Raw genomic sequence first — 24,524 nt, forward strand, 5'->3', positions numbered from 1 at the left:
CGATAGTTTCCATTTTTGACGCTTCGTGCGGCCGGATTGTGAGCTGTGTTGTAATTAGTATGTAAACACATTGATAAAGAAATGAGCATGAACTAAAACCATTGTATCCCTACAACAGGTCAGACCTCCTACTACTCAGGAGCATTACTATGATGGTTCTCAGCATTGTTGCATTTGTCGTTATCCTTGGTGCGCTGTTTTATCACCGCGTCAACCTCACCCTTAGCAGCCTGATTTTACTGGCGTTCACCGCCGTGATGGGCGCGATCAATCTGTGGACGCTGTGGCTGTTAGTGCCACTGGCGATCCTGTTGCTGCCACTGAACATCCCGGCCCTGCGCCGTTCATTATTCTCCGGCCCGGCACTTCGCACCTTCCGCAAAGTCATGCCAGCCATGTCACGCACGGAAAAAGAAGCGATTGAAGCCGGTACCACCTGGTGGGAAGGCGACCTGTTTGGCGGCAAGCCGGACTGGAAAAAGCTGCAGGATTATCCTGAGCAGCGCCTGACAGAAGAAGAACAGCGCTTTATTGACGGCCCGGTGGAAGAAGCCTGCCGCATGGCGAATGATTTTGAGATCACTCACGAACTGGCTGATTTGCCGCCGGAGCTGTGGGCGTATCTGAAAGAGCACCGCTTCTTCGCGATGATCATTAAGAAAGAGTACGGCGGCCTCGAATTCTCGGCTTACGCTCAGGCTCGTGTTTTACAGAAACTGGCCGGTGTGTCAGGGATCCTGGCGATCACCGTCGGCGTACCAAACTCCCTCGGTCCGGGCGAATTGCTGCAACATTACGGAACCGAAGAGCAAAAAGATCACTATCTGCCGCGTCTGGCCGAAGGCCTGGAAATTCCGTGTTTCGCACTGACCAGCCCCGAAGCGGGTTCTGATGCCGGCGCAATCCCGGATTTCGGTATTGTGTGTAAAGGCCAGTGGCAGGGCAAAGAAGTGCTCGGTATGCGCCTGACCTGGAACAAGCGTTACATCACGCTGGCACCTATCGCCACCGTGCTCGGTCTGGCATTCAAACTGAAAGACCCCGATCATCTGCTCGGCAACGAAACTGATTTAGGCATCACCTGTGCGCTGATCCCAACGGATACCCAGGGTGTGGAAATCGGCCACCGTCACTTCCCGCTGAACGTGCCTTTCCAGAACGGTCCGACGCGGGGTAACGACATTTTTGTCCCGATCGACTACATCATTGGCGGCCCGAAAATGGCCGGTCAGGGCTGGCGTATGCTGGTGGAATGTCTGTCCGTGGGCCGTGGCATCACGCTGCCGTCAAACTCCACCGGCAGCCTGAAATCTCTGGCGATGGCGACCGGCGCTTATGCCTATATCCGCCGTCAGTTCAAACTGCCGATCGGTAAAATGGAAGGTATCGAAGAGCCGCTGGCACGCATCGCGGGGAACGCTTATGTCATGGACGCGGCGGCGACGCTTATCACCAACGGCATTATGCTGGGTGAAAAACCGGCGGTGCTGTCGGCGATTGTGAAATATCACTGTACGCACCGCGGTCAGCGCGCCGTAATGGATGCGATGGATATCACCGGCGGTAAAGGCATCATGCTCGGTAAAAGCAACTTTGTTGCCCGCACCTATCAGGGCGCGCCGATTGCCATCACCGTGGAAGGGGCCAACATCCTCACCCGCAGTATGATCATCTTTGGCCAGGGCGCGATCCGCTGCCATCCTTACGTGCTGCGTGAAATGGCGGCAGCGGAGAAAAATGATCTGGTCGATTTCGACCGGGCGCTGTTCGGCCATCTCGGCCACGTCGGCGGCAACACCGTGCGCAGTTTCTGGCTCGGCCTGACCGGCGGGCGCACCAGCGATACGCCGGTGAACGATGCCACCGCCCGCTACTATCAGCACATTAACCGCCTGAGTGCCAATCTGGCGCTGCTGGCCGATGTGTCAATGGGTGTTCTGGGCGGCAGCCTGAAACGTCGCGAACGCATTTCCGCCCGTCTCGGTGATATCCTCAGCCAGATGTATCTGGCGACAGCCACGCTGAAACGTTTTGATGAAGAAGGCTGTCACGAGGCCGATTTACCGCTGGTCCACTGGGGCGTGCAGGACTGTCTGCATCAGGCGGAAGTGGCGATTGACGATCTGCTGCGTAACTTCCCGAACCGTTTCATCGCAGGCGTCATGCGTCTGGTGGTGTTCCCGCTGGGTGGCGCTCACGCTGCACCGTCGGACCAGTTGGATCACGAACTGGCGCGGATTCTGCAGGTGCCTTCCGCCACCCGCAGCCGTATCGGTCGCGGTCAGTATCTGACGCCAAGCGAGCACAACCCGGTCGGTCTGCTGGAACAGGCGTTGCAGGATATTCTGGCCGCCGAACCGGTTCACAAACGTCTGTGTGAGGCGATGGGTAAAAAACTGCCGTTCACCCGCCTGGATATTCTGGCGCAAAAAGCTCTGGATGCCGGGCACCTGAGTGCTGACGATGCGCGCATTCTCAGCCGTGCGGAAGAAAGCCGTCTGCGTTCGATTAACGTTGATGAATTTGAACCGCACGAACTGGCCGCACATCAGCCAAAGGAAGAGGCAAAAACGCTAAAAAAGGATGAAGCGAAACCGCGTCATACTGAAGCTGCCTGATCCTCTTTTCTGACCAATAAAAAAGCCTGAGTGCAAAACACTCAGGCTTTTTCTTTTGTATTGCCGAAGTAAGACCGGAAATCAGAAGAAGTATTTGAAGCGCACGCGCCCGCCGTAACGTTGCTCGCTGTCGTCGTCATTGGAATAGGTTTTATCCCCATCCAGCATCGACATATACGCCCCGAGATAGACGTTAAAGTTCTGCATATTCATCACGTTCGGGATCAGGTAGCTGGCATGAATGGTATGAATATCATAGCTGCCCGGCTCATTGAACCAGTCGTCATCGTAGTCAGACGCACGAACGCCATCCATGCTGAAGTCTTCAATTTTGTTATGCGCGTAGATGTAGCCCAGTTCGAAACGTTTCCACAACGCATTCGCGCCGACCGTGAAATCTTTTTCGTCACTGGCATCCATGTACGCCGTGCTGAGGTTTGCCACGATGCCATTTTCAGGGTCCGCTTTCTGGCCGTTCCAGGTCATGGTCATGCCGTAACCGTTACGTTTAGACTGATCGATGGTTTCGCCCTGATCATTCTTGTAACCGTACGCATTATTCACCACGTTGGTTTCCGCCGCCGCCGCCACCGAGAACGCGTCCCCTTTCCAGGCAATCACAGGGCGCAGATACGCCACGTTTTTATCCTGTTCCAGTTTGTTACCGTGGTAGTTTTGCTCGGCGAACAGCGAGGTCCCGTCTTCGAGCAAGGTATTGAGCTCGAAATACCAGTTGCCGATATTTTTATTCAGCAGGATGTTACCGCCGCTGTCGCTGCGTCCGCGCCCTTCTTTCATCATATACACATAGCCGTAACCATCGGCATACAGGTCGTTGGCCGTATTACCGGAGTACTCGATGAAGGTATCCTGATTAAGCGGGAACATATCGTAAGCTTCGAACCGGCCAATTTTGGCCATCCAGTCTTTCTCTTCACCGAAGAAGAACGCGGCATCATCAAGGGTCATTGACCCGTTGAGGTCGGCGGTCGGCTGAACAGAGAAGCCGGAGAACTGCCCGTTATCATTTCGGCGATAACCATCAAGGCCGATCAGTAAACGCCCGTTCACATCCCAGCGCTCATTGGTGCCTGGTCGCCAGTTTTTATTATCACTGGTGCGTATTGACGTTAATTGTCCGCTGCGACTGGCGCCATCGACGTTAAATTCCACATCGCCGTATAATTTCAAATTATCGAAACCATTCAGTGTTAATAATTTGTCTTTAGATATTCCTTCGGTTTTCACTTCTACCGGATTGGCTTCTTTCACGCTGGCTATTTCCTGCCCGCGCTGCACATCCTGTTTTTTCAACTGTTGGATCTGTTTCTCTGCCGTATCTGCCCGTGCTTCAGCCTGCTGGAGGCGCTGTTCAAGCAGTGCCATACGCGCTTCCAGACTGGAGGGAGCCCCCGAAGCAAACGCGGAACCCGACACCGCAAGACCCATCAAAAGAGCAATCGGCTTAATTTTTCTCATGTGTTGATGTCCTTTTCTTATACCCAGATTAACATTCAGCGTTGAATTAAATTCAGCTGTATTATTTTTTTAAAATATAAGCCAGTGGAGGTTTGGCGAGGACTGAAGATAATAGGCAGAGGAATGGACTGTCAAAAAACAAACCGGTGAAACGTGAAGTTGAACTGTAATAACGAAATTTCATCCCTGTAAAACCAATAAACGTAAAACGGGGCGCTTTTATTAAAAGCGCCCCGTTTAATATGTCATTTAAATAAATACATTTAATTTATTTATCAGCTGAATTCGTTAATGCTCAGCTTTTTTTAGGACGAACTCTGGCCGTCAGGCCTTTCAGAAAGTAACGCAACACCTGATCACCGCACGGGCGGTAGTTCTTGTGGCCTTCTTTGCGGAAGAATGCGCTCAGTTCGCCTTCGGAGACTTTAAAATCTGCCGCCGTCAGCACGGCGATCATGTCTTCGGTTTTCAGCTCAAACGCCACACGCAGTTTTTTCAGCATGATGTTATTGGTCAGGCGTTTTTCAACTTCCGGTGCCGGGAAGCGATCGTCTTTACCGCGTCTGAAGGTGATCAGGCCGTTAAGGAAGTTCGCCATCACTTCATCAGGCACTTCCATGTAACCTTCTTCATCTTCTTTTTTCAGATAACGGGACATCACTTCAGGGCTGACCGGCGTGCCGGTTGTCTTGAGGATCTCGATCAGCTGGCCTTCGCTCATATCCAGCATGTAGCGGACACTGCGTAAGACGTGGTTATGCATCATAATTCTGTATTCCTGTTAAAAGTAAACCGAGGAAATGCCACCGGGTTTACCCCTACGCACCTCGAAGGCGGGCATTATACAAGAAACTCACAGGATTAGCTGAACTGACGTATCCGTGCAATAAGTGACTCCACGTCGCTGATTTGGTGTGCAGTGAGGATCAGTTTTTGGCCGAGGCTCAGCGCATGGCGCTGACAATCGGCGCGCATCTCTGCATCTTTAATGGTATCGAGATCCGCCACGTGCGCCAGCCCGATAGTGCGGCGGATAAGCTCCGCGCCGCAATATCCCACGGCATCGTGCCAGACATCTTGCAGGTAGATTTCCGCATAACCCGGTTCCGCCAGCGTCGGATCCTGAGATTTTTCACGCGCCAGTTGCAGGAAGCGTTCGGAAAAACTCAGCCACAGCTCACGCACATCTTTCAGGCGCTGTTCACGGCCATCCGCCGCTTCGCGCACGCCCACCAGCCCCGGCAGACCGCAGTAATTGAGCAGCAAATTGCCGATAGCCGAGCCCGGATCAAATCCCAGCGGGCCGTAATAACCAAATTCTGCATCGATGGCTTTAAGTTTACCTTCAGCCACGAAAATCGAACCACTGTGAATATCCCCGTGCAGCAGCGCTTCGGCTTTCGTCAGGAACCGGTGTTTCAGCGCGGCCACGGCCAGCCGCAACGGTTTATCAGCGCGCAGCGCGGTCACTTCTGGCAGCAGCAGCGGATCCACATTATTGCGTTCGTGATCGACGTACGGATCGGTGAAAAACAGATCTTCGGTGATCTGACAGAGTTCAGGGTTAGTAAAGCGCGACACTTCGGCTTTCTTGGTTTGCGCATTCTGGTAGAAATCGGAGGTGTGAAACAGCGTCTGTGCCAGATACTCGCCCAGCTGGCTGGCGGCCTGCGGGTAGTCGTTTCCCTGCACCAGTTCGCTGCGCCAGATCTGATGATCCGACAGATCTTCCTGAACCATCACCGCCAGTTCCGCGTCGTGATGCAGCACTTTGACCGTATGTTGCGGGCAATACTGACCGTGAATGATCAGGGTTTCGGCTTCGATGCGCGCACGATCTAACGTCAGTGGCCAGGACTCGCCCACGCAGCGCACATAAGGCAGCGCCTGTTTGACAATCACCCGGCTTTTTCCCGTCGTATCGCGGATCTTGAACACCAGATTCAGGTTTCCGTCACCGATTTCATCAGCGGTGACCAGGGAGTGTGGATCCGCCACGCCGCCGAACTGGCGGGCATATTCAACGGCATCTGTGGCGGTAAACGTGTAGTAGCGCGACATCCTGACCTCTCGAATTCTTTTTTCAGCCTTAAAAGCGTTTAGACGTCTATACATCTATAAAACATGTTGGCAGAATAAGTAATCAGATGCAACTGGGCAACAAGGATTTAACCGACCATGCAAAGTCTCACAACTACCAGTTTACGAATTCGCGAAAATCAGCTGTGGATCCTCGATCAGCAGGCCCTGCCCCAGCGCGCTGACTGGCGTGAATGTCGCAACGTCAGCGAGCTGGTGGATCACATCCGCACCCTGCGCGTGCGCGGTGCGCCACTGATTGGCTTGTCCGCCAGCCTGCTGCTGGCCTTGCTGGCCGAGGAGGGAATGTCTCAGGATGCCCTGCATGATTCACTGGAAACGCTGCGCGCCTCGCGCCCGACGGCGGTTAACCTGATGAACAATCTCGACCGCATGAAAGCCGCATTGCATCAATCTGATTACGTGAAAGCGTTAACGGAAGAAGCCCTGCGTCTGGTGGAAGAAGACCGGGCACTGTGCGACAGCATTGCAGATCACGGTGCCGCGCTGGTCACGCCCGGCAGCCGCCTGCTGACGCATTGCAACACCGGCGGGCTGGCAACAGCGGGCGTCGGCACGGCGATTGGCGTTATCCGCCGCGCGCACGGGCTGGGCAATGTGCAACAGGTGTGGGTGGATGAAACCCGCCCGCTGTTACAGGGCGGGCGTCTGACGGCCTGGGAGCTCGGCGAACTGGGCATTCCTTACCAGCTGATTTGCGATTCAATGGCCGCCAGCCTGATGGCACAAAAACGCGTGGATGCCATCTGGGTCGGCGCTGACCGTATTGCCGCCAACGGCGATGTCGCCAACAAAATTGGCACTTACAGTCTGGCGGTGCTGGCGAAATACCATGGCATTCCGTTCTATGTCGCCGCGCCGCACACCACCCACGATCCGCACTGCCCGAACGGCGCCGCGATCCCCATCGAACAACGCGCAGCGACTGAAGTGACCGGCGTTTCAGGCAGTTTTGGGGCCGTGCAATGGGCACCGGATGACGCGCAGGTTTACAACCCGGCCTTTGATGTCACTCCGGCTGAACTGATCAGCGGATGGGTGCTGGATGTCGGTGTGGTGACGCCGGTTCAGGTGCGGGATGGGATATTGACTCAGGCGCTGAAATAGCAAGTGCTCGCTTTGCTCTTCCCCGGCCAGGGGAAGAGCACGAAAAACTCCGCAACCTCCTGTCGCCGTGAAGTGTTAAACCACTGCCATCCGCATTCTTTCCCGTGCTTCCTCATACGTCGGCATCGATGCTGCCGCGCCTGCCCGTTCCACACAAACAGACGCATAGGCAGAAGCAAATTGTGCCGCTTCGCGAAGGGTGACACCGGCGGCCAGCTGCGAAGCCAGCGCACCGTTAAAAGCGTCGCCTGCGCCGGTGGTATCAACCGGGGTGGCCGGGCAGGCATGGATAATCTGCGTGTCGCCGTTCACCGAAAGCAGCGCGCCCTGCGTGCCCAAGGTGATGATCAGCGCCTGTATGCCTTTGGCGTGCAGCGCGTGAGCGGCGCGTTCGGCGGAAGGAATATCGCAGACGTCGATGCCGGTGAGCAGCGTGCATTCCGTGGCGTTTGGCGTGAGTAAATCCACCTGCGCCAGCAGATGGTCGGATACCGGCTGGAACGGCGCGGGGTTGAGGATAATGTAGGTGCCGTTGTCTTTCGCGATGCCGATCAGTTTTTCAATCGCAGGCAGATTGTTTTCGAGCTGAGTCAGCAGGATATCGGCGGCGGCCACCGCCGGGCGGCACTGTTCCACTTCTTCATCGGTGACCGTCAGGTTTGCGCCCGGATCGACGGCAATCATGTTTTCGGCATCAGCGCCGGCGACATAAATCAGCGCGTTGCCGGTCGGGCATTCGCTGGTGGAAAACAGCGTGACGGCGTCGAAACCGGCGCTGTCGAGGTGGCGGCGGGCAAACATGCCGAAATCATCGCGCCCCACTTTGCCGATGTAATGCACCCGCGCACCGGCGCGCAGCGCGGCGACCGCCTGGTTTGCGCCCTTGCCGCCCGCGCCCATCATACTGTTACGGGCAATCAGGGACTCGCCCGGTTTGGGGAAACGCGCCATGCCGGCGACGATATCGAGGTTGAAAGAACCAAATACGCATACCTTGCCTTTGTTCATGCCTCTCTCCTGAAGGAAAATGTTCCGGCAGCCAGAGCTGGCTGCGACGGAAAAACGCGCTGTGCGGCTAAACACGCGCCACGGCAGCCCGTCTCGTCGGTCACGGCGCTGAAATGAATCGTGAGATCGCTGGCCGGATACGGATTGCGTAAATGGCTGCGTAACTGCCGTTCGAGTTCGGCCAGCGGGAAGTTCTCCATCGCCAGCACGCCGCCGCCCAGCACTAAATAGCCGGGATCCAGAATGTTCATTTCGCTGGCGACAGTGCGCGCCAGCCGTGCCACAAATTCGGTTAAATCCACATGCCCGGCGTGACGTACAAACAGCTCGGCGAACGGCGTCTGTGGCGCGTGTTGCCGCGCCCAGCCGGTCAGCCAGTTACCGGAAGTGAGTGTCTCGACGCAGCCGGTTTTACCGCAAGGGCAGAGTAGCGGATTCCCCGCCAGCGGAATGTGCCCCAGCTCCCCGGCACCGCCGTGCGCGCCGTGATAAAAATCCCCGTTGATCCACAAACTGTTGCCAAGACCCGTGCCGAGATACAGCCCGACGGCGACATCCGGCAGCGCGCCGTGTTGCGTTAAATCCCACCACATCAGATGGTTAACGTCTTTGTCCATCGCTACCGGCAGATGCAGGCGCTGTGAGAGCAGCGCCGCCACCGGCTGGTTATCCAGCGCGGAAACAAACGGCAGCGACAGTACGGTCTGGCGGTCGCGGGACAATATTCCCGGCAGCCCGAGCATCACCTGCGCTACCTGATGATGCGGATCATGTTCCTGCAAATACGCCGTGATCAGGTTTTCCAGCCCCTGTAACGGGTCAGTCTGCCCCGCCCAGCGTTGGGTCGGGGTTTTGTGGTAGCCGCGAAAATTTTGCTGGCTGTCCATCAGCATTAAACGGGTATTGGTGCCCCCGACATCCACTCCAAGAAAGTGCGGCATACGGCTCTCCTGCCCTCAGGCTGCGTGACGCGCCTGACGCATCTGATCGAGCATTTTGTCCCAGGCAACATCCAGATCGCTGTCCAGCGTGAACAGGCCGGAACTGCCGACGATCAGCACTTCCGCGCCCGCGCTCATCAGATCCTGATAGGTGCGAAGATTGCAGGAACCGTCGATTTCGATCAGATAGCGGTAACCTTTTTGCTGTTTGAGATCGCGCAGCTGGGCGATTTTGCCGAGCATTTCAGGAATGAACGGCTGACCGGCATAGCCCGGATCTACGGTCATCACGGTGATCTTATCCAGCAGATGAATGTAATGCTGGATGTACTCCACCGGCGTCGCGGGGTTGAGCACCACGCCGACTTTTTTACCCAGCGAGCGGATCTGATTGATGATGCGGAACGCGTCGCGGTTAATGGTTTCGGCGTGCGGGCAGATAAAATCGGCTCCGGCAAGGGCAATCGGCTCGATAAAGTCAGCCGGATTTTCCACCATCATATGCACGTCCAGAACCAGCGGCGTGTGCGGGCGGATCTGCTCGATAAAGAACGGCGACAGCGTGATATTTTTGACGTAATGGCCGTCCATGATGTCGATGTGCAGCATGTCGGCACGACGGTTCAGCACTTCGAGTTGCTGTTTGATGTCGATCAGGCTCATGCACATCAGCGACGGAGAAATTTTGTATTCCATGATGTTTTCCTAAGTCAGAGGCAATGTTAAAAAAGTGTTTAAGGTTGAGCCGCCCGCGCTTTGGCAGCGCTCATTCGCCCCGCCCTTTTTTGCAGAAAACGGCTGCGGAAGAATTTCAGCGCCAGCACCACAATCAGTACCGCGCCCCACATCGCCAGGCTGAAATGCGGGCTGACGTTCATCAGGTTCAGGCCGGTGGAAATCACCTGCAGGACAATCAGCGAGAGCACCACGCCCGCCACTTTGCCGAATCCGCCGTTGGGATCTGTGCCGCCGAGAATGATGGCCAGCACCGTCAGCAACAGATAGGAATCGCCGTAGCCCATGCGCGCCGAGTTGAAGCGCGCCATCATGATCAGCCCGGCAATCACGCATAACATGCTGGAAATCACGTAGATGGCGATCAGCACGCGGTGGGTATTCACGCCGCTGAAATGGGTGGCGTTGATGTTGCTGCCGCTCATGTAGATGTATTTACCGAGGCGGGTGCGTTCTAAAAACACCGCGACGAAGGCCGCCGTCAGCAGGAAGATAATCAGCGGCACCGGCACGCCGAGCAGGGTTTCCGCGCCGATAAAGCGCACGATATCCGGCATGCCGCTAATCGCCGCACCGCGTGAAAGGTAGATGCCGACGCCGTTCACCATGGTCATGGTCGCCAGCGTCACCAGAATCGGATGTGCGCCGACATAGGCCACCAGCGCGCCGGTCAGCATGCCAATCACCAGCGCCAGAATCATTGCGCAGACCAGCGCCAGCGTCAGCCACACCGCCTGCATCGCCATGCTGGCATCCGGCGGCAGCCAGGTGAGAAACACCCACGCCATCAGCAGGCTGGTCAGGTTCGCGGTGGCGATAATGCACAGGTTCAGGCCGCCGCTGAGGATCGGGATAAACATCGCCAGCGTCAGTAAACCGAGCTCCGGTAACTGGAAGGCGACGCTCATAAAGGTGGCGTCACTGAAGAAGCGCCCCGGCATCGCCAGGCTGAAACCGATGATCACCACCAGCAATAACAGCGATAACCCGAGCGTAGTGTTGTCGACTTTCAGCTTGCCGATTTTCAGGCGAGGCCGCGCATCGGGCTTCGCTTTAAGACTCACATTTCTGCTTTTTGCGAACATAGCGGTTTTCCTCAGGCGAAGCCGACTTCGGTTTCTTTGCGTTTCTTATAATGGGTGACGGTGATGGCTGCGACGATCACCACGCCGATGACGATATTCATGAAGTAACTCGACACACCGATCAGGTTGAGGCCATTTTTCAGCACGCCAATCAGGAACACGCCCATCAGCGTGCCGACCACGCTGCCTTTGCCGCCGTTGAGGCTGGCACCGCCGAGTACCGCCGCGGCCAGCACATCCAGCTCGCCGCCGACCAGCGCATTCGGCACCACTTCACCAACGCGATACACCTGCACCAGCCCGCCAATCGCTGCCATCGCGCCGAGATACCCGTAAGCAAACAGATGCAATAATCCGACGCGGATACCGATACGGCGCGCAGATTCCTGATCACCGCCGACCGCAAACAGCTGGCGTCCGAGATGGGTTTTGTTGAGCAGGACCCAGCTCAGTCCGGCCACCGCCAGCATCACCAGTACCGGCAAACCAATCTGATAATGCTGCTCGCCGACGCTGAACGGCAGCACGCGGATCGGCGTGGTCAGCCAGTCCGGCAGGTCGTACAAGCTGGTGCCGTTGGTCAGCCACATCAGCATGCCAAACAGCAGCGACTGCATACTGATGGTGACGATGATCGACACGATGCGCAGGCAGTAGATCAGAATGGCGTTGATCATCCCGAGCACCGTGCCGATGGCGACCGCCAGTAAAATGCTGCCGGTCGGGCTGCTCAGGCCGTAGTGGATCGCAAGCGTAGCGATGGTGTACTGCACGACCGACGCCACGGCGGCGAACGAAATATCAATGCCGCCGGTGACCAGCACCACAAACAGGCCGAGGGCGAAAATACCGCTGACGGCGTAGCTTTCGGTCAGATCCAGCAGGTTCTGCAAGGTCAGAAACTGGCTGGTGAGTAAGGAAAAGGTGACGATAACCACCAGCAAAACCCAGGCTAAATAACCTTCGTTGCTGGACGGGCGTAACCGGCTGAGCTTAAGCATTGACCGCCTCCGCAAGTTGTTGCTGGGTGATCGCGCCCGGCAGATATTCGCCAACCACCGTGCCTTCACTGAAATGCAGCACGCGGTCGCAGTTGAAATAGACTTCCGGCACTTCGTCGGAAATCAGCAGGATGGAAATTCCCTCTTCTGCCAGCTGGTGGATCAGCTGGTAAATGCTGGCTTTTGCGCCGACATCGACGCCGACCGTTGGCGAATCGAGGATCAGGATTTTCGGCTGCGTCAGCACCCATTTCGCGAGCACGATCTTTTGCTGATTGCCGCCGGAAAGCGTGGAGATCGCCTGATCAGGGTTAGCGACTTTGACGCCGAGTTTTTCGATCCACTGCTGGATGATCTTGTTTTTGCGGTATTCGTCGATCAGATGAAAACGGCTGCGCAGCTGATCCATGATCGCCAGCACGGTGTTGTCGCCGACGGATTGTTGCTGGATCAGACCGAGCGTCAGGCGATCTTCCGAGACATAGCCGACGCCGGCTTTGATCGCGTCTTCATGGCTGCGAAAACGTACCGGTTTGCTGTCGAGGTAGATTTTGCCGCTGTCCGGTTTGGTCATGCCGAACAGGCTGAGCGCCAGTTCGGTGCGGCCCGAACCGAGCAGGCCGCACAGGCCGAGCACTTCTCCGGCGTGCAGTTTGAAACTGACGTCGTGATACTGGCCCGCGCGGCTGAGTTTGTCGGCTTCCAGCATGATGCGTTCGTCATTCATGTTGGCGGCTTTCAGGCGGTAATCGAGTTTCAGGCCGGTCATCAGTTCGGTCAGGCGTTCGCTGCTGACTTCGGACGCGGGGAAGGTGCCGACTTTTTTGCCGTCACGGATCACCGTCACGCTGTCGGAAATCTCCAGCACTTCATCGAGGCGATGGCTGACGAACACCACGCTGATGCCTTTGCTTTTCAGGTAATGCACGGTGCGCAGCAGCTGATTCACTTCGGTGCGGGTCAGCGAGGCGGTCGGTTCATCCATAATCACCAAACGCGCATCGGCCACCAGTGCGCGGCAAATCGCCACCTGCTGACGCTGGGCAATCGGCAACGCCGAGACTTTGCTGTCGAGATCCAGCGTGTAATTCAGCTCAGTCAGAATGCGCTGTGCGGTTACCCGCAGGCGGGACGGACGGTACCAGCCCATCAGCCCTTGCAGGTTGTGGTCAAACGCGATGTTCTCGAACACGCTGAGATTGGGGAACAGCGACAGATCCTGATAAATCACCTGCACGCCAAACTGCCGTGCCTGATCCGGTGACAGTTTGCTGAAACGCTGGCTGCCCTGCGAGGCCGAGGTGAGCGTGATCTGGCAACCGTTGTCCGGCTGGTAAACCCCCGAGATCACTTTGATCAACGTACTTTTCCCGCAGCCGTTGGTGCCCGCCAGGCAGTGAACTTCGCCCTGCATCAGCCGCAGGGAAATGTCGTTGAGCGCACGCTGTCCGCCAAAGGTTACCGACAGATTTTGCACATCAATCAGCGGCGCGTGGTCTGTTTGAATGATCTCGGAGATTGCCATGATTACAGCCCCATTTTGACCAGTTTCGGCAGGTTGGCTTTGTCCAGGCTTTCGGTTTCGTTGCCCAGAATGGTGCGCGTTGCCTCGTCCACTTTCACTTTGCCCATGCCTTCAATGGTCATGCCGTCAGTGATTTTTTCGCCTTTTTCCAGCTTCTCGGCGATGCGCACGAAGACTTCACCGGCGACCATCGGGTTCCAGATAAAGCCGCCCTTAATCGCGCCGGCTTTCACCAGACTTGCGCCCTGACCCGGACTGAATGGCCCGAACACGCAGATGTCGTCCGTTTTGCCACGGTTAAGCACCGCGCGGCCTGCGCCAATCGGGCCTTGTGAGCCGATCGCCAGAATGCCTTTCAGGTTGGCGTCTTTGGACATCAGATCGTTGGTGGTGCGGATGCTGTCATCGAGCGATTCACCGACGCCGAATTTGTCACCGACCAGATGCATATCCGGATAGTGTTCTTTCTGGTAATTGATGGCGGCATCAGCCCATTTCTGATGCAGCGGCACGGTCAGACTGCCGACGTATACCGCGTAATCGCCCTTCTCTTTCATGCACTGCGCCAGCGCGACCATGTGAGTAATACCGTGCTGCGTGGCATCGACCATTTCGAAATCCCAGTCGGCGTATTTCTGATTCGGCGATTCATGCACGATGACTTTGATCCCGGCATCGTGGGCGCGTTTCAGCACCGGCTCCAGCACGCGGGCGTCGTTCGGCACCACGCCGATCACATCCACTTTCTGCGCGATCAGATCTTCAATCGCACGCACCTGCAATGCCGGATCCGCGCTGGTCGGCCCGACCTGCCACGCGTCGATCCCGCGTTTGGCCGCTTCGCTTTTGATCCCGGCTTCCATCGCGTTGAACCAGGCGTTACCGCCCACTTTCACCACCACGCCCATGCGGATTTTGTCGGCGGCGTGCGCAGACAGGGACAACATGGCTGTGGCGAACAGGCAGGCAAGAACGGATTTCTTGATCATGTTTACTCTCCTGGTAGGTCAGTTATGTGCCGCAGCTGACGCGCCGTTGCGGCTGTTTTAGTTTTTTTCTGTAGGGGTGACGGAGAAACTTCAATCACGTTAACGTTGCTCCAGGCCAGTTCCTGGCGGAATTCTTCATCCTCCAGATGGTCTGTTATCAGTGTGTCGATTTCCCGGTAGTGGCAGATCCGCGCAAAAGAGCGGCGGCCGAATTTGCTGGCGTCAGCCAGCAAAATTTTGTGCTCGGAGGACAACAGCATTTGCTGTTTCAGCCGCGCGTGATGCTCGTTACTTTCACGGATCCCGCCTTCGTGGCTGATGCCGTGACAGGAGAAAAACAGCTTGTTGATGACGAACTCTTTCAGCATTTGTTCGGCCAGCACGCCGACGAAATCTTCATACTTCGCCGAATATTCGCCACCCAGCCCGATCACCCGCACATTGGCTTTCACCGCCAGCGTCTGAATGATGTGTACCGAGTTGGTCAGCACCACCAGCTGAATGTCGGGCAACTGGCGCGCCAGAAACCAGCTGCTGGAACTGCTGTCGAGCAGCAGACAATCGCCGGGATTGATCAGTTGTAACGCCCGTTTGGCGATGCGCGTTTTGCTGTCCGGTGACTGATTACTGCGGTCCCGAAAGGATTCGCCCTGCTCGATCTGCGAAGGCACATAGGTTTTTTCGCCCGCCGAATGCTCCATAAACACCGCGCCGCCGTGGCTGCGTAATAACACGCCGCGCTTTTCCAGCAGCGCCAGATCCCGCCGCGCCGTTTCCAGCGAGATGCGGCATAACTGCGCCACTTCCTGCACCAGAATGCGTCCGCGCTGGCTGAGAATTTCGGTGATATAACGATGTCGCTCTACTGGCAGCATGTGGTGATTCCTCTTTCCCGATGTCAAATAGGATACGCAGCCGGATGCTCACGGAATGCGCAGTGCCTCAAAGGCGACCGTGCGCATTTTTTGCCACAATCGTCTTGTGATAGTTGTCACGAAAAGGTGAGAAAAGATGAAATGTTAAAGTTTGGATCTGTGGCGGGAACGGCATTAAATCGTCATTTGCGTTGCAACAAGACAGCAACAGATTTGCAAACGGTCACAATTCCTCGCGCTTACCGCTGACCGTTAATGACCGTTTGTGTGGAATTGACCGTTTCAGCGATCAGTGGAAAAAAACGCTGGCGTTGCGCCGGAAATTCGCTGTTTCACCAGATCAACAAATTCGCCTTTAACTGGCGCGCCGGGTGCGGCAAGGGAGGTGGGTTTAAGCGGGGTAAAACAGATGAAAAACGGGGAGCGTTCCCCGTTTTCGGTTATCTGCCGCCGGCCAGCTCGAGAAAGCTGCCGGTGACGTAGGAGGCGGAATCCGATAGCAGCCAGGAAATGGCCTGAGCGACTTCTTCCGGCTGGCCGCCACGCTGCATCGGCAGGTTGGCTTTCACCCGATCCACCCGCCCCGGCTCCCCGCCGCTGGCGTGCATGTCAGTGTAGATAAGCCCAGGCCGCACGCCGTTAACGCGAATACCGTACGCCGCCACTTCCAGCGCCAGACCGGTGGTCAGGGTATCCACCGCGCCTTTCGACGCGGCGTAATCCACATATTCACCCGGCGCGCCCAGACGGGAAGCGGCGGAGGAGACATTAACAATCGCCCCGCCATTTCCGCCATGACGGTGCGACATGATTTTCACCGCCTCACGGCAGCACAGGAAATAACCGGTCACGTTGGTAGACAGCACTTTGTTGATACGTTCGGCGGAGAGATTTTCAAGGGTTGTCTGCTGGAACAAAATCCCGGCGTTATTCACCAGCGCGGTCACCGGCCCGAGTTCAGCGCTCAGCCGTCTGAACATCGCCACAACCTGTTCTTCGTCGGCAATATCGGCTTTCAGGGCGATGGCTTTGCCACCAGCCTGAAGGATGTCATCGACGACCGACTGCGCGGCGATGTCGTTATTAACGTAATTCACACCGACGGCGTAACCCTGCTGCGCAAGGAGAAGAGCCGTTGCGCGACCAATACCGCGGCTGGCACCGGTGACGAGGGCGATTTTCATAAGGAGGCTCCATCAGGGAAGTGAGGAAAGTGACGGCGCGGGCCAACGCCCACGCCCTTGCTACGGGCCTTAAACTTTCTTAAAAGCGAAAAAGCTTATTCCCCCAGCCGCGGATAGGCATCCGCAATCTTATCCCCGGTGAAGTGCGCCACCCAGCCTTCCTGATTATCGAATACACGGATCGCGGTGAAAGAAGGCGAACCGCCCATATCAAACCAGTGGCGGGTATTGGCCGGCACGGAAATCAGATCGTTTTTCTCACACAGGATCTGAAAAATCTTTCCGTTCAGGTGCAGACAAAACAGCCCTGCGCCTTCCACGAAGAAACGCACTTCGTCTTCCCCGTGGGTATGCTCAGAGAGAAATTTGGTGCGCAGCACGTCGCGCTGTTCGTGGTCGGGGCGCATGCTGATCACGTCCCAGCTCTGATAGCCCTTCTCGGCCACCAGTTTGTCGATTTCATGCTGATACGCGGCAATCACGTCCTGCGGCTGCGGGTTCTCGCCCAAATCGCGATCGGCCTGCCAGCGTTCAAAACGCACATCAATTTTACTCAGTTCGGCGGCGATGGCCTCGCCGTCACGGCTTTCCCAGACGGGTGCCGAAGGATCCTGGTCACTAAAAATCGTCAATGCACTCATGGTCAACCCTCTTATAAGAATGTTTCTAAGGCTATCTGATCAAAACGATTTACTTGCAGGTGATCGCTGAGCTCGTCAGCGTCATCGCGGATCAACTGACAGGTGTGCCAGCCCGCTAAGCGCGCGGCGTCCAGTTCCTGACGGATGTCCGATAAAAACAGCAGATCCTGCGGCGGCAATATCAGCTGTTCGGCGATGTTCTGATACGACTCCGTTTCACGCTTGGCACCGACGCGGGTATCAAAATATCCGCTGAACAGCGGCGTTAAATCCCCCGCATCGCTGTAGCCAAACAGTAATTTTTGCGCGTCCACCGAACCGGACGAATACACGCACAGTTGCAGGCCTTCGGCTTTCCACGCTTCCAGCTGCGGTGCAACGTCGTCATAAAGATGTCCGCGAAAATCACAGTTCTCATAACCGGTCCGCCAGATGATGCCCTGCAACACTTTCAGCGACGTCGATTTCACGTCGTTATCCATGTAAGTGAAAAGCTGCTCGATCAGCGCTTCGACGCTGGCCTGTGGCCGGTCGATTTCAGCGCGCAGGGCGTTCAGCGCGCCCGCGACGTCCGGCTGCTCATGCTCATGACGCAGGAATTCGGCGAGGCGCTGACGGGCATAAGGGAATAACACCTGATGCACAAAGCGGATATCCGTGGTGGTACCTTCAATATCAGTGACGATGGCGCGGATCATTTAGCCTCCAGCAGGCGACGTTGCAGTTCACACTGGAATAAGAATTCCAGCCCTTCCAGGTGGCGGCGCGCTTCGGTCACATCTTTGCCCCAGCAGGTCAGGCCGTGGCCGCGCAGCAGAAAACCATACTGCAACGGCGCGCGCTCTGCCGACGCCATGATCTTCTGCGCCAGCGCAGGAATATCCTGGCTGTTGTCGAAGATCGGGATCACCACCTGATCTAGGTGCGAGGTCTGGCCGCTGAGCGATTTCTGCATCTCATAGCCTTCCAGCACCAGCGCGCCGCTGCGCTCAACCCGCGACAACACGGTCGAGTTCACCGAATGGGTATGCAGCACCGCACCTGTTTCAGGATAGCGGGAATACAGCATCGTGTGCAGACCGGTTTCCGCAGACGGACGGCGGCCACTGGGTGCCAGCCCGCTTTCCAGTTCCACCAGCAGGAAATCCTCTGCGGTGAGCGATCCTTTGTCTTTTCCTGATTCGGTGATCAGGCAATGTGCATCGCCTTCACGGATCGACATATTGCCGCCCGTCGCCGGGCTCCAGCCCTTCTGACCAATCCAGTGACAGGCCGCCAGCAGCGCGCCCAGTTGCAAATTCTCTGTCATCGTATTCCTGAAAGCTGTGCGTTGAGGGACGGAGTTCGGGATGAAAATGGCGATATCTATGATTTATAGCGATATACACAATGTGTTGCCGCTTAGACCAAATTGGCATTTAGCCATCTAAGCGTCTCGATTGCCAAATATTAACATCGTGTTATATTGTGAGCAACATCGCTATCTGCACCGGTCCAGGAGTATTGACCCGCCATGAGCACAGCCGCACTGATCCCCGAAAGTAAACTTCCTGCCCTGGGCACCACGATTTTCACCCAAATGAGTGCCCTGGCGCAGAAACACAATGCGATTAACCTGTCGCAGGGTTTTCCTGATTTCGATGGCCCGCAATATCTGAGAGATCGTCTGGCGTATCACGTCAGTCAGGGCGCGAACCAGTACGCGCCTATGACCGGCACCGCGCCGCTGCGCGAAGCAATTGCCGCGAAAACCGAACAGATTTACGGCTTTGCCCCGGATGCCACCACCGACATCACTATCACGGCGGGCGCGACAGAATCGCTGTATATCGCCATCACCGCGCTGGTGTCGCAAGGTGACGAAGTGATCGCCTTTGATCCGAGCTATGACTGTTATGCCCCGGCGGTAGAGCTGGCGGGCGGCGTGATGAAACGCATTCAGTTGCAGCCGCCGGAATTCAAAGTGAACTGGGCGGAATTCGCCGATCAGATAACCGACCGCACCAAACTTGTGATCATCAATACGCCGCACAACCCGTCGGCCACCGTCTGGCGCCACAGCGACGTTGAGCAGCTCTGGCAGACCATTGCGGATAAACACATTTTCGTGCTGAGCGATGAAGTGTATGAGCACATCTGCTTTGCAGCGGAAGGCCACGCCAGCGTACTGCGTCATCCCGAGTTACGTCAGCGCGCCATCGCGGTGTCGTCATTCGGCAAAACCTATCACATGACCGGCTGGCGCGTGGGCTATTGCATCGCACCGGCGGTCATCAGCGCGGAACTGCGCAAGGTTCACCAGTATCTGACCTTCTCTATCACCACGCCGGTGCAGCTGGCGCTGGCGGATATGCTGCGGGAAGCGCCGGAACACTGGCAGGAATTACCGGCCTTTTATCAGGCCAAACGCGACCGTCTGGCGCAGGGGCTGGCGAACAGCCGCCTGAAAGTGTTACCGGGCCAGGGCACCTATTTCCTGCTGGTCGATTACAGTGACGTGTCCGATTTAGACGACGTTGCCTTCTGCCACTGGCTGACTGAACATGCGGGCGTGGCGGCGATTCCGATGTCGGTATTCTGCGCCGCCCCTTTCCCACATAAACTGATCCGGCTGTGCTTCGCCAAACAGGAAGCCACGCTGGACGCTGCCGCGGAGCGCCTGTGTCAACTTTAAAACTGTCCGTACTGCAACAGCCGCTGGTGTGGCTGGACGGCGAGGCCAACCTCGCGCATTTCGATGGCCTGCTGGGTGCGCTGACCGGCCGCGACCTGATTGTTCTTCCTGAAATGTTCACCACCGGTTTCGCCATGCAGGCGCCGGGCAGCGCGTTGCCGCAGTCGCGTGTGGTGCAATGGCTGCAACAGTGGGCGCAACAACTGAACGCCATGATTGGCGGCAGCGTCGCGCTGAGTACAACAGAAGGTGCCGTCAACCGTTTCCTGCTGGTTGAACCTCAGGGGAAAGTGCATTTTTATGACAAGCGCCATCTGTTCCGCATGGCCGGTGAACACCATTATTATGTGCCGGGTAAACGCCGTGAAATCGTCGAATGGCGCGGCTGGCGGATCCTGCCGCAGGTTTGTTACGACCTGCGTTTCCCGGTCGCCTCGCGCAATAATCAGGATTATGACCTGGCGCTTTACGTCGCCAACTGGCCGGCACGCCGCAGCCACCACTGGCAGACGCTGCTTACCGCCCGCGCGATTGAAAATCAGGCTTACGTGGCCGGATGTAACCGCGTCGGTGATGACGATAACGGCCATCATTACAGCGGTGACAGCCTGATCATTACTCCGCAGGGTGAAGAACTCGCGCGGGCCGAGCCCGGCTCCGCGATGATTATTGACGCCGAACTGTCGCTGGAAGCGTTGCAGGATTACCGGGAAGCCTTCCCCGCCTGGCGCGATGCCGACACGTTTTTGCTGCACGAGTGATCGGCCAGAAACTCAGCCTTTCGTCAGGGAAAGCTCGCGTCAGTCACGCCGGGGCTGTTTGATCAAACGAAAAAACCGCCTGTGAAATGACCAGGCGGCCAACGATTGAGTGCGGCGGACAGACATTAAACGGTCGGTAAACCGGCCTCCAGCGCGTCGATCAACCCCTGATCCACGACCTGTTGCGGGTGAACCTTAATTTCCGAGCTGTATAACGGCGGCAGTTTCTGACAATACGCATCCAGTTCGGATTGCGCGATGGTCGGCACACCGTACTGGAAGGAATTCGGATTCTCCTCAGGCAATGCACCTTCCATGGTTGAACCGTAGGCACCAAGTTCAATCAGGCTGTGTGATGACTCGTCCGGACCATGCGAAAAAACAAAAGTGCCGTATTTAGGATGGCCGAGATAAGGCAATACTTTTTCGTCGCCGAGAGAATCCCGCAGGTTATAACGCAGTTGTGCATAATTGCGCGTCACCAGTAAAAACGCCGTCTGAATCAATGAAGCTGTTTCGTTACCGGACAAACACAACAGCAAATTACCGAAGTAATCGAGGAATGCGACCGAGTTACCTTTACCGCCCAGAGCAATATCCGTATTCGCCGCTTCAATCAGGAAAGGAGCCAGCCCGGCATCCGGTGCGCCACGTGAAGGGGCGGTATATTGCAAAGCGTCCGGATAGATGGCCTGCAACGCCACAACGATCGGATCATCGGTCGGTAATGCTTTGATATCTTTCAACTGATCCGGCGGTAAATCTGAGTTGATGCTGGCTTTCACCTGCGTCAGGGTGGCGTCAAAAATAGACTCACACAGCGCCAGCGTCTGCACATCAATCACGTCTTGCGTAAAGAACTCCGCCACCGGCGCAGAACTTGCCGGCCGGGAAAAACAGTTATCGCCGTTGACGGCCGGATAACTGAATGTCTCCTGCGCCACCACAGCCAGATCGTCAGAGAGCGAAGGGAAATCCGCCAGGGTGTCGTAATTGATACCGGAATAAGTATCGAATGCCGCAGAAATCACGTTAAAGCCGCCGGTAATAATCGAACCGGTACACATGCAGCAGGGATCCAGCGAGGTCACAATAGTAATCTCGGACGGAGGTGGCATCTCAACACCCTGAGCAATCTGCGCGTAATACCAGTCGATCAGTTGTCTTTCACCGTGAGCAGTAGGATCGTTGGTCTTATTATTCATGACGACGTTATTATGAATCGAATTCAGCACTTTTCCTGTGCCATCGAGCATTACACCGCCGACGCTGAAAGTATTCTGGCAATAAGCCAGCATGGCCTGATTTGCCGCAGCGGCGGCGGCCGCTTCGACAGAAACATACGTGACGTCTTTCACTGCGCCCGCTTTTAATGCCGTTTTATTTGATGAATTACAATTGCAATTACACATAGTAAATCCTTCCATTAGATTAAGTGCATAAATTGAAGATCATTAATTCGCGAAACGTCATTGAATAAATACGCCGGAATTAAAGAGGCTTTATCGTGGCAAATTAATCTTTAATTAAATAATGGAAGCTGTTGTGCCAGCGGTGGCAGCGGGGGTATTAAATAAAAAAGAGGGTATTTCAGAATTGTTTTACTTTAATCATAATCCTCGTGAATATTAAAAGTTTTATTTACGAGCTGAATAAATAAATTACAGGGCGTAATAACAAAGCGCGGTTCAGGTCATATCATCAGCAACCGTTCTGACTTTCTATTTTTATGAGAACGTCTCAATGCCAAAGAAGAAGTACCTGTTCCGGCGCCTGCCCGCAGGGTAAACGCCGGATCAAACTTAACTGTTATATCGCGCCGATAAAGTCTGCTTTACCGATATTCACGCCAAGGTGGCGCAGAATGTTGTAGGCGGTGGTGATGTGGAAATAGAAGTTCGGCACGGCAAACGCGGTCACATAGCTGTGCGCGGTGAATTTCAGTTCGTGATTTTTGCCTTTCACCACGATCTCACGGGATTCATAACCTTCCAGTTTTGCGACATCCACGCTTTCGATAAAACGCAGCGTTTTAGCAATACGCTCCTGTAACTGGGCAAACGTCACTTCGTTATCTTCCATCGCAGGGGCAGCAGTGCCTGACAGGCGGGCGATCGCGCCTTTTGACATATCACTGGTGATTTGCACCTGACGCGCCAGCGGATACATGTCATCGGCCAGGCGGGTATTGAGCACCTCTTCTTCCGATTTTCCGTTTTCCTTTGCCCATGCCGCGCCCTTTTCCAGCAGGGCTGAGAGATTCTGTAAACCACGAACAAACTGTGCGGCCGTACTGCCATAAAGCGATGCTGACATGATGCTTCCTCTGTGAATGATGGGTTAGAACAACTGGCGCTACCTTAGCGCGTTACGGTCTGAACAACGCGACGTTTTATAGCAGTGGAGTGTGACGCAAATCCGGTTTACGGCATTCGCCTCTCTTTTTGTCAGCGCATGTAAACAGGCCCCTGTGTGGATCAATTCTTGCATTCACTACCCCCGCAAAAACATCTGACAGAGGACCACTGATGACCATCACCTTTATTGCACACACCACGCCCGAGCCTGCGTTGTACGGCGCGATGGCAGCGATACTTGCTGAATTGCGCGCGTTGCCGCTGTGTCACTTCCCCGTCAGTCATGATGCGCAACGTTACCCGAATGCCCGCCAGCACGTGACGGCGCAGGGGCATGCGCTGACCAGCGGGCTGGTATGGCTCGAGCGCCTGACCGGGCGCGGTGCGGGTGCTGAATCCAGCCTGGAATCACTGATTTATCGGGCACTTAAAGAAGATATCGTGGTGCCACTGCGTGAACCGTTATCCGCAGAACTGGCCGCGCAACTCGCTGAACAGGGCATTGAAATCGAATCATTAACCGTGGTGCGCCATCAGGATAAATTCCAGCTGGAAGACGTCACCACCGGCAAAATTCGCAGTAACGGCTGGGGGCGTGATGCCTTTGGCCGCTGGGCTTTAGGCTCCGTGTCACAACCGGTCATGCGGGCAGGAAAAACCTTGCGCGTGGCGCTGGTGGGGGATATTGCCGGGCAGCGCGACAGCTATCCGGCGATGCTCGCTGCACTGGGAGACGCCGCCGATGCACTGGCAATGAACATCGACGTCGTCTGGGTGACGCCAACGCTGCTGGGCAGCCAGCTGGATTCCACACTCTTTGATGTGGACGGTATTATTCTGCCGGGCATGACGCTGACCCACACAGACTGTCAGGCCGGGCAACTGGCGACCGCCACCTGGGCGCTGGAGAATCAGACGCCGGTGCTGGGCATCAATCAGGGGATGCATCAGATGGTGACCGCGCTCGGGCAGAAAGTGCTCGGACAGGAGCGCGTGGTGATGCACGGCCCCTCGCCGCTCGGCAGCCTGCAAACCGGCCTGCCGCTGGCTGAACATACGCAGCCGCGTCTGGGGAATCATCCGGTGTTCAGCCGCAGCGGCAGCCTGCTGGCGAATAAAATGGGCGAGGAGTTTACGCTGCGCTACAACCAGCGCCGCTACCTGAATCCGCAATTACTGGCGGAACTGGAAAGCGCGGGGCTGTGCGTTTCTGGTTATGACGAAAGCGGGGAACAGGCGCAGGCGGTTGAGCTGAGCAACCATGCCTGTTTTATCGGGATCCAGGGGCAGCCGGAGCTGATGTCACGCCGCGAGCGCCCGCATCCGCTGCTGATGACCTTCCTGCAACAGGTTCGCCAGAGCAACCGCCAGCACGACGTCAGCCACGATGCGCTGACCAAAAGCGTGCGCTTAAAACAACCGCACCTGCTGATGGGCTGATCGG

22 protein-coding genes are annotated in these 24,524 nt (G+C 56.2%); 5 read left to right on the plus strand and 17 right to left on the minus strand.

Annotated elements, in window-relative coordinates; all coding sequences use genetic code 11:
• Positions 1–149: 149 nt before the first annotated feature.
• Positions 150–2,618 (plus strand): acyl-CoA dehydrogenase FadE, encoded by a 2,469-nt coding sequence (fadE, locus tag ACO0U8_RS13515; RefSeq protein WP_421670959.1) that lies wholly within the window; start codon positions 150–152, stop codon positions 2,616–2,618.
• A gap of 81 nt (positions 2,619–2,699) precedes the next feature.
• Here fadE and ACO0U8_RS13520 read toward each other — a convergent pair whose 3' ends face one another.
• The 3 genes from ACO0U8_RS13520 to mtnK form a co-directional block, all read right to left on the minus strand.
• Complete coding sequence (locus tag ACO0U8_RS13520; protein WP_122097376.1) at positions 2,700–4,097, minus strand: carbohydrate porin; 1,398 nt, start codon at positions 4,095–4,097, stop codon at positions 2,700–2,702.
• Positions 4,098–4,392: 295 nt separating this feature from the next.
• Positions 4,393–4,863 carry a DUF1456 family protein gene (locus ACO0U8_RS13525; RefSeq protein WP_056781497.1) on the minus strand — a complete coding sequence of 157 codons (471 nt, stop codon included), beginning with the start codon at positions 4,861–4,863 and terminating at the stop codon, positions 4,393–4,395.
• 95 nt (positions 4,864–4,958) lie between these two features.
• Positions 4,959–6,158: an S-methyl-5-thioribose kinase gene (gene mtnK, locus ACO0U8_RS13530; protein WP_421670960.1), complete on the minus strand. Its 1,200-nt coding sequence runs from the start codon at positions 6,156–6,158 to the stop codon at positions 4,959–4,961.
• Positions 6,159–6,275: 117 nt separating this feature from the next.
• On the opposite strand from mtnK, the gene mtnA reads away from it, so the two are divergent.
• Positions 6,276–7,304, plus strand: coding sequence for an S-methyl-5-thioribose-1-phosphate isomerase (mtnA, locus tag ACO0U8_RS13535; protein ID WP_421670961.1), 1,029 nt, complete (start codon positions 6,276–6,278; stop codon positions 7,302–7,304).
• A gap of 75 nt (positions 7,305–7,379) precedes the next feature.
• Here the strand turns inward: mtnA and rbsK are convergent, their stop codons facing one another.
• The 12 genes from rbsK to ACO0U8_RS13595 form a co-directional block, all read right to left on the minus strand.
• Entirely contained in the window at positions 7,380–8,312 is a 933-nt protein-coding gene (gene rbsK, locus ACO0U8_RS13540; RefSeq protein ID WP_421670962.1) for a ribokinase, read from the minus strand.
• Positions 8,309–9,253 (minus strand): allose kinase, encoded by a 945-nt coding sequence (gene alsK / locus ACO0U8_RS13545; RefSeq protein ID WP_421670963.1) that lies wholly within the window; start codon positions 9,251–9,253, stop codon positions 8,309–8,311. Before alsK ends, rbsK begins: the two co-directional genes overlap by 4 nt.
• Before the next feature lie 15 nt (positions 9,254–9,268).
• The gene (gene alsE / locus ACO0U8_RS13550) at positions 9,269–9,949 is read right to left on the minus strand and encodes a D-allulose 6-phosphate 3-epimerase (RefSeq protein ID WP_183848033.1); all 681 of its coding nucleotides are present in this window, start codon (positions 9,947–9,949) and stop codon (positions 9,269–9,271) included.
• 38 nt (positions 9,950–9,987) lie between these two features.
• A complete protein-coding gene (locus ACO0U8_RS13555) occupies positions 9,988–11,073 on the minus strand; it encodes an ABC transporter permease (RefSeq protein ID WP_421670964.1) in 1,086 nt (361 codons plus the stop codon).
• An 11-nt stretch (positions 11,074–11,084) separates the two neighbouring features.
• Positions 11,085–12,074 carry an ABC transporter permease gene (locus tag ACO0U8_RS13560; RefSeq protein WP_122097370.1) on the minus strand — a complete coding sequence of 330 codons (990 nt, stop codon included), beginning with the start codon at positions 12,072–12,074 and terminating at the stop codon, positions 11,085–11,087.
• Positions 12,067–13,599, minus strand: a complete 1,533-nt coding sequence (locus tag ACO0U8_RS13565) for a sugar ABC transporter ATP-binding protein (RefSeq protein ID WP_421670965.1) — start codon at positions 13,597–13,599, stop codon at positions 12,067–12,069. The genes ACO0U8_RS13560 and ACO0U8_RS13565 overlap by 8 nt, the downstream gene beginning before the upstream one ends.
• A gap of 2 nt (positions 13,600–13,601) precedes the next feature.
• Entirely contained in the window at positions 13,602–14,588 is a 987-nt protein-coding gene (locus ACO0U8_RS13570; protein ID WP_421670966.1) for a substrate-binding domain-containing protein, read from the minus strand.
• A gap of 2 nt (positions 14,589–14,590) precedes the next feature.
• Positions 14,591–15,463, minus strand: coding sequence for a DeoR/GlpR family DNA-binding transcription regulator (locus ACO0U8_RS13575; RefSeq protein ID WP_056781519.1), 873 nt, complete (start codon positions 15,461–15,463; stop codon positions 14,591–14,593).
• Between the two features lie 440 nt (positions 15,464–15,903).
• Positions 15,904–16,647: an SDR family oxidoreductase gene (locus ACO0U8_RS13580; protein WP_056781522.1), complete on the minus strand. Its 744-nt coding sequence runs from the start codon at positions 16,645–16,647 to the stop codon at positions 15,904–15,906.
• A gap of 95 nt (positions 16,648–16,742) precedes the next feature.
• Positions 16,743–17,288 (minus strand): 1,2-dihydroxy-3-keto-5-methylthiopentene dioxygenase, encoded by a 546-nt coding sequence (locus ACO0U8_RS13585; protein WP_056781525.1) that lies wholly within the window; start codon positions 17,286–17,288, stop codon positions 16,743–16,745.
• Between the two features lie 11 nt (positions 17,289–17,299).
• Positions 17,300–17,986: an acireductone synthase gene (gene mtnC, locus ACO0U8_RS13590; RefSeq protein WP_421670967.1), complete on the minus strand. Its 687-nt coding sequence runs from the start codon at positions 17,984–17,986 to the stop codon at positions 17,300–17,302.
• The gene (locus tag ACO0U8_RS13595) at positions 17,983–18,597 is read right to left on the minus strand and encodes a methylthioribulose 1-phosphate dehydratase (protein WP_421670968.1); all 615 of its coding nucleotides are present in this window, start codon (positions 18,595–18,597) and stop codon (positions 17,983–17,985) included. Before ACO0U8_RS13595 ends, mtnC begins: the two co-directional genes overlap by 4 nt.
• Positions 18,598–18,801: 204 nt before the next feature.
• On the opposite strand from ACO0U8_RS13595, the gene ACO0U8_RS13600 reads away from it, so the two are divergent.
• Together ACO0U8_RS13600 and ACO0U8_RS13605 are read left to right on the plus strand one after the other, a co-directional pair.
• Positions 18,802–19,962, plus strand: a complete 1,161-nt coding sequence (locus ACO0U8_RS13600) for a pyridoxal phosphate-dependent aminotransferase (RefSeq protein WP_421670969.1) — start codon at positions 18,802–18,804, stop codon at positions 19,960–19,962.
• Complete coding sequence (locus tag ACO0U8_RS13605) at positions 19,950–20,723, plus strand: amidohydrolase (protein WP_056781534.1); 774 nt, start codon at positions 19,950–19,952, stop codon at positions 20,721–20,723. Before ACO0U8_RS13600 ends, ACO0U8_RS13605 begins: the two co-directional genes overlap by 13 nt.
• Positions 20,724–20,848: 125 nt before the next feature.
• On the opposite strand, the gene ACO0U8_RS13610 is transcribed toward ACO0U8_RS13605, so the two are convergent.
• Positions 20,849–22,135, minus strand: a complete 1,287-nt coding sequence (locus tag ACO0U8_RS13610; protein ID WP_421670970.1) for a nucleoside deaminase — start codon at positions 22,133–22,135, stop codon at positions 20,849–20,851.
• 397 nt (positions 22,136–22,532) lie between these two features.
• Positions 22,533–23,039: a DUF1993 domain-containing protein gene (locus tag ACO0U8_RS13615; RefSeq protein ID WP_421670971.1), complete on the minus strand. Its 507-nt coding sequence runs from the start codon at positions 23,037–23,039 to the stop codon at positions 22,533–22,535.
• Positions 23,040–23,251: 212 nt separating this feature from the next.
• Between ACO0U8_RS13615 and ACO0U8_RS13620 the strand changes: the two genes are divergently transcribed.
• Entirely contained in the window at positions 23,252–24,520 is a 1,269-nt protein-coding gene (locus ACO0U8_RS13620) for a glutamine amidotransferase-related protein (protein ID WP_122097362.1), read from the plus strand.
• Positions 24,521–24,524 lie beyond the last annotated feature (4 nt).

It is taken from the genome of Rahnella sp. EDr1-12 (assembly GCF_049206505.1).
In the GTDB taxonomy this organism is placed as follows: domain Bacteria; phylum Pseudomonadota; class Gammaproteobacteria; order Enterobacterales; family Enterobacteriaceae; genus Rahnella; species Rahnella rivi.